8 protein-coding genes are annotated in these 5,659 nt (G+C 75.1%); all 8 read right to left on the bottom strand.

The features are described 5' to 3' along the window. Positions 1-1,135: ComEC/Rec2 family competence protein (locus tag ABD211_RS25305; RefSeq protein WP_344136907.1), on the bottom strand; the 1,135-nt coding region annotated here is incomplete at its 3' end. Continuing rightward, on the bottom strand, positions 1,132-1,893 hold the full coding sequence (locus ABD211_RS25310; protein WP_425560526.1) for a ComEA family DNA-binding protein: 762 nt from the start codon (positions 1,891-1,893) through the stop codon (positions 1,132-1,134). The genes ABD211_RS25305 and ABD211_RS25310, both read right to left, overlap by 4 nt. Positions 1,894-1,942: 49 nt before the next feature. Next, complete coding sequence (locus tag ABD211_RS25315) at positions 1,943-2,791, bottom strand: DegV family protein (protein ID WP_344136910.1); 849 nt, start codon at positions 2,789-2,791, stop codon at positions 1,943-1,945. Between the two features lie 51 nt (positions 2,792-2,842). After that, positions 2,843-3,292 (bottom strand): hypothetical protein, encoded by a 450-nt coding sequence (locus ABD211_RS25320; protein WP_344136913.1) that lies wholly within the window; start codon positions 3,290-3,292, stop codon positions 2,843-2,845. A 46-nt stretch (positions 3,293-3,338) separates the two neighbouring features. Continuing rightward, positions 3,339-3,941 (bottom strand): histidine phosphatase family protein, encoded by a 603-nt coding sequence (locus ABD211_RS25325; protein ID WP_344136916.1) that lies wholly within the window; start codon positions 3,939-3,941, stop codon positions 3,339-3,341. Then, entirely contained in the window at positions 3,938-4,336 is a 399-nt protein-coding gene (gene rsfS, locus ABD211_RS25330; RefSeq protein ID WP_344136920.1) for a ribosome silencing factor, read from the bottom strand. Before rsfS ends, ABD211_RS25325 begins: the two co-directional genes overlap by 4 nt. Positions 4,337-4,450: 114 nt before the next feature. After that, entirely contained in the window at positions 4,451-5,065 is a 615-nt protein-coding gene (gene nadD / locus ABD211_RS25335; protein ID WP_344136922.1) for a nicotinate-nucleotide adenylyltransferase, read from the bottom strand. Then, on the bottom strand, positions 5,062-5,659 hold a 598-nt coding region (locus ABD211_RS25340; protein ID WP_344136924.1), incomplete at its 5' end, for an ERAP1-like C-terminal domain-containing protein. The genes ABD211_RS25340 and nadD, both read right to left, overlap by 4 nt.

Below are 5,659 nucleotides of genomic sequence, written 5' to 3' on the forward strand. Positions count from 1 at the left end.
CCGCGAGCACGCCCGGCACCCGCCGCGCCGCGAGCGCGTCGCGCCAGCGCGGCGCCAGCAGGATCAGCCCTCCGGTGGCCAGCGCGGACAGCGCGAACCCGGGGTCGCGGGCCAGGTCCGGGTCGACGAGGACCAGCACGAACACCGCTGCGGCGAGGGTGGGCGCGGCCGCCCGCCGCCGGCCCGTACCCAGTGCCAGCAGGCCGACCGCGCCCATCGCCGCCGCCCGCAGCACGCTCGGGGAGGGCCGGGCGAGGATGACGAACCCGACGAGCACCAGTGCGCACACCGCGACGCAGACCCACGGGCCGGCCCGGCAGCGCCGGCACACGGCCAGCACCACGGCCAGAATGATCGCCACGTTCGCCCCGCTGACGGCGACGAGGTGGGTCAGCCCGGTGGCCCGGAAGTCCTCGGCCAGCGCCTGGTCCAGCCGGCTCGTGTCGCCGATGACGAGGCCCGGCAGCAGGCCGCCCGGCTCGTCGGGCAAGGGCTGCGCGGCGTCCTGCAGCCCGGCACGCAGGCGCCCGGCGGCCCGCTGCGCCCACGGCGGCTCCCCGAGGTGCTCCGGCGCGCCCCGGACCCGCAGCACGGCCGCCGTGAGGTCGCCCGGGCGCGGCTCGGCGAGCCGGGCGACGGTCCGCACCCGCTGCCCGGGCAGCAGCGACGCCCACCCGACGTCGGTGGCGAGCACCACGACCCGCGCGTCGAGATCCACCCCGCCGACCCGCTCCAACGTGCCCCGCACGAGATACGTCGGCGGCCCCGCGACACTCACCAGCCGTTTCGGGTCGTCCGAGACGACCACCCACGCGGACACCTCCGCGCCGTCGGCCACCAGCCCCGCGAGGAGCGGCGCGTCCCGCGCGGAGGTCCGGGCCGCGACGGCCGCCCCCGAACACACCACCCCCAGGAGTACGCCCACGAGCGCGCCGAGCACGCCGACCGCCCACCGCCCGGGGTCCCGGCGGGCGAGCACGGCGAACGCCACCCCCACGCCGGCCGCGAGGAGCGCCGCCACGACGGCCGTGGCGACCGCGGTCGCGGCGGACGCGGGCACCACCGCCACGGCCGCGAGCCACGCGCCCCCGGCCAGCCCGAAGAGCCGAAGATCGGGCGGGTCGCGGTGGGTCATGTGGTCACCAGATCCTTGAGCTGGGCGAACCGCGTGTCCCCGATGCCGGAGACCTGACGCAGGTCGCCCACCGACCGGAAGCCGCCGTGCGCGGTGCGGTAGTCGAGGATGCGCTGGGCGAGCACCGGCCCGACGCCGGGCAGCGTCTGCAGTTGGGCGATCGTGGCGGTGTTGAGGTTCACCGGGCCGGCCGCCGCACCGGCGCCCGCGGACCCGCCGCCGCCCTCGATCGCCACGCCCGGCGGCGGCGTCACGCCGACCACGACAAGCTCGCCATCGGCGACCTTGCGGGCCAGGTTGAGGTACGTCAGGTCGGTGCCGGGCAGCGCGCCCCCGGCCGCCTCGAGCGCGTCCGCGACCCGGGCGGCGGCGGGCAGCCGCACGAGCCCGGGCCGCCGCACCCGCCCGGCGACCGACACCACGATCTCCCCGGAGGGCGCGACCGTCGAGGGCGCCGACGCCGGCAGAGCGACGACGGCCGTTGGGCCACCATCCACAACGGACGGCGGCACCGACGACACATCGGGACGCGCCTGCCAGGCCAGGAACGCCGCCACCGTCGCGACGAGCGCCGCGACCACGGCCAGCGCGCGCAGGCCCGCGCGGCCCGGGTTCAGCGCGGACAACCGTCGCCACCAGGGCCCGTCCGGCTCGTCCGCGTCGAGCGGGCCGGGCACGTGTCCCCTGGGCACACCATCGGTCAACATCCGACCCACGCTAGGCCCGCGCGGTGCCGGCCCGACGCCGGTTGTGGACAACCAAAGGCCCTGTGGACAACCGAACCGACGGCGGCCTGCAGCGGTAGGGTCAGGCCACCCGGTGCACGACCACCCCGGCGAGGCCGGGCCCGACGTGCGCACCGACCACGGCGCCGACCTCGCTCACGAGAAGGGAGCGCAACCGATCGCCCAGACCCGCCCGCATCGCGGCGGCCACCTGCTCGGCGCGGGCGGCGGCCGCCAGGTGGTGCACGGCCACGTCCGCCTCGCCCTCGCCGGCCGCCTCGACGGCGAGGTCCACCAGCCGGTTCAGTGCGCGGCCGGCGGTGCGCACCTTCTCCCGGACGCGCACCTGCCCGCCGGTGACGTCGAGGATCGGCTTCACGGCCAGCGCGGTGCCGAGCAGCGCCGAGGCGGCGCCGACCCGCCCGCCGCGGCGCAGGTGCTCCAGGGTATCCACATAGAACAACGTGCTGGTACGGGCGACGGCGGCGAGCGCGGCAGCGCGTACTCCCGCCTGGTCCTGGCCCGACGCGGCGGCCGAGGCCGCGGCAATCGCCGGGAATCCCACGCCCATCGCGGCCGATCCGGCGTCGACGACCGTCACGCGGTCGCCGAACCCGGCGGCGGCGACGGTGGCGGCGTCCACCGTGCCCGACAGCCCGGCCGCCAGGTGGACCGAGACGACGCCCTCCGCGCCCGCGTCGAGCAGCTCGCGGTAGATCCTGGTGAACTGCTCCGACCCCGGGCGCGAGGTGGTCACCTGCTCGCCCCGGGTCGACAGGGCACGGGCCACGTCGGCGGGCGTGATGTCGGTGCCCTCCTGGCCGCTGCGGCCGGACACGCTGACGGTCAGCGGCACCACGGTGATGTGGTGCCGGGCCGCGAGGTCCGCGGGGAGGTAGGCGGTGGAGTCGGTGACAACCGCGATGGGCACGAGTTCGCACGGTAGTCGATCGCGCCCACCTACACGCGGATCTTGCGAACCTCAGAGCCGGCGCGCCGAGACGACCTTGAAAAGGATGCCCTGCATGCAGAGGCTCTGCACGCCGACGGCCTTGTAGCCCTTCACCTCGAGCCGCATGCCGGCCTGCTCAAGGTGTTCGTCGAGGCCGATGAGCTGATAGCCCTTGCCGTTGTCGGCGTTGAGGATGAGGCAGCCGCCCTCGACACCCTCGACGAGGGTGCCGCGCAGCGTGGCGAGGGCCTGCGAGGGCTCGGGGGGAACCGTCCGCGACGTCGCGGCGGTCGTGTGCGCAGCGGTCGGCGCGACCGAGGTGGGCGGCACGGACGGCGCTGTCGGCACCGGGGACGCGCTGGGGGTGGCGCCGACCGTCGGCGACGGCGTGCTGCCGCCGGAGCCGCAGGCGCCGAGCGCCAGCACCGTCACCAACGGGAGGATGCCGGCCAGGGCGGCCGGGCGTCGACGCGTGTCCATAACGAGTCGGACGCTACCCGCACCCGGCCGGTTTCGCACGGTTCTGTCAGCGCGCGCCGATGTTGTGCGCCCGCAGTTGCCAGCCCCGGTGCGGGTTGTGCCGCAGCTCGGTGACGTGGCAGTTGCTCAGCGCGCCGACCGTGTGGGCCACCTCGTGCGGCCACTCGAGCATGCCGGCCACGCCGTGCCGGGCGGCGCCCCCGTGGGTGGCGACGACCGCCGTGCCGTCGCCCACCCGCGCGGCGATGTCCTTGAGCGCCGCGGTGACCCGCTTGCCGAGGTCCACGGTGCTCTCCACCGGCAGGCCCGCGATCTCGCCGACCGCGCGCCAGTGCGGGTAGTGCTCAGGGTACTGCTCGGCGATCTCCGCGCCGGTCAGGCCCTGCCACGGGCCGAAGTGACGCTCGCGCAGGCGCTCGTCGTACTCCACCTGGTGGCCGGTGAGGGCGGCGAGCGCGGCGGCCGTGCGCGCGGCCCGGCTCAGGTCGCTCGACACGATGAGATCGGGTTTGTACGACACGAGCCAGGCGGCCGCGCGCTCCGCCTGCGCCACGCCGACCTCGTCCAGCTCGACGTCGGTCTGACCCTGCACGCGATCGCTGGCGTTCCAGGCGGTCTGCCCGTGACGCCAGATCAGCAGCCGGGTCACGAACCGGCGCCCGGCGTCGCCTCGACGGCGTCCCGGTCGACGAAGGGGATGCGCTCGCAGTCCTTCCACAGCCGGTCCAGGGCGTAGAAGTCGCGCTCCTCCGTGTGCTGGATGTGCACCACGATGTCGACGTAGTCGAGCAGCACCCAACGGCCGGCGCGCTCGCCCTCGCGCCGGACGGGCTTAGCCTTCTCGGGCAGCGTCAGCAGGCGCTCCTCGATGGCGTCGACGATCGCGACGACCTGACGCTCGTTGGGCGCGGAGGCGATGAGGAAGGCGTCGGTGATGACGAGCTGGTCGGCCACATCGATGATCACGATGTCCTCGGCCTTCTTGTCGGCAGCGGCCTGGGCCGCGGCCAGCGCCAGCTCGTGGGCGCGCTCGTTAGCGGGCACTGGATCCCTTCCCGATCTCGGTCATAGGTGAGCCTGTCTAGCGTCTCACGGACGGCCGACAGGACGCCGCTCAGTTACCCCCTACGGACCCCCGAAAAACCACCGAAAGACCTGTCAACGGTACAGATGGCGCTTGGCGATGTATTGCACGACACCATCCGGCACCAGATACCACACCGGGTCGCCGATGGCCACGCGCGCCCGGCAGGCCGTCGAAGAGATGGACATGGCGGGCACCTCGATGAGGCTCACCGCGTCCTCGGGCAGGTGATCGTCGGAGAGCTCGAAGCCGGGGCGCGTGACGCCGATGAAATGGGCCAGCTCGAACAGGTGCTCCGGCTCCCGCCAGGACAGGATCCGCGACAGCGCGTCCGCGCCCGTGATGAAGAACAGCTCGACGTCCGGGCCGTACTCGGCACGCAGGTCGCGCAGCGTGTCCACGGCGTAGGTGGGGCCGGGGCGGTCGATGTCGACGCGGCTGACCCGGAACCGCGGATTCGACGCCGTCGCGATGACCGTCATGAGGTAGCGGTCCTCGGCCGGGCTGACTGTGGCGCCCGCCTTCTGCCAGGGCTGGCCGGCGGGCACGAAGACGACCTCGTCCAGCACGAACCGGCTGGCCACCTCGCTCGCCGCGACGAGGTGGCCGTGGTGCACCGGGTCGAACGTGCCGCCCATGATGCCGACGCGGCGGACGGGCGGTGGTGGGGAACCGGCGTCGACGCTCACGGGAGCTGACGGGCCGCCAGCGCCCGCGCCAGATCATCGGTCTCGTCCGCGGCGGCCCGCCGCAGCGTCGGGTCGAGGCCGGGCCGGGCGAGCATCTCGCGCGCCGCCGCCAGCGTCGACTCGTCCACGGCGTAGCGCGGGAAGGCGTAGATGCCGAGCTCCTGCATCACGTTGGTGGTGCGCCAGGTGGCCACCTCGGGCAGCTCGGCGAAGTACCGCGCCACGTACGGGGCGGTGAGCTCCTCCTGGCCGGTCTGCCAGAACCCGGCCGCCGTGGCCAGCAGCAGGCGCTGCGAGAGCTCGCGGTCGGCCACGATGATCTGCCATGCGGCCGCCTTGGCGTCCGGGTCCGGACGGGCCGACCGGCAGGTCGCGGCATGCTCGGCGCCCTGGGCGCTGCGGTCGCGGTCGTACTCCGCGTCGATCTCGGCCGGGGTCAGGTCGCCGAGGGCGGCGAGCCGGCGCAGCACGAGCCAGCGCAGCTCGGCGTCGACGGCGAGGCCCTCCGGGACCGCCTCCCCGGTCAGCCAGCCGCGCAGCAGGCGCACGTCGCCGTGGCCGGCGGCGGCCACCAGCCCGCGCGCGGCCGCGAGC

It is taken from the genome of Luedemannella flava, assembly GCF_039528515.1.
Taxonomy (GTDB): Bacteria; Actinomycetota; Actinomycetes; order Mycobacteriales; family Micromonosporaceae; genus Luedemannella; species Luedemannella flava.

Bases quoted from the DNA above. Each gene is read 5' to 3' on its own strand.
- ABD211_RS25320 (WP_344136913.1), bottom strand. From the start codon at position 3,292: ATGGACACGCGTCGACGCCCGGCCGCCCTGGCCGGCATCCTCCCGTTG.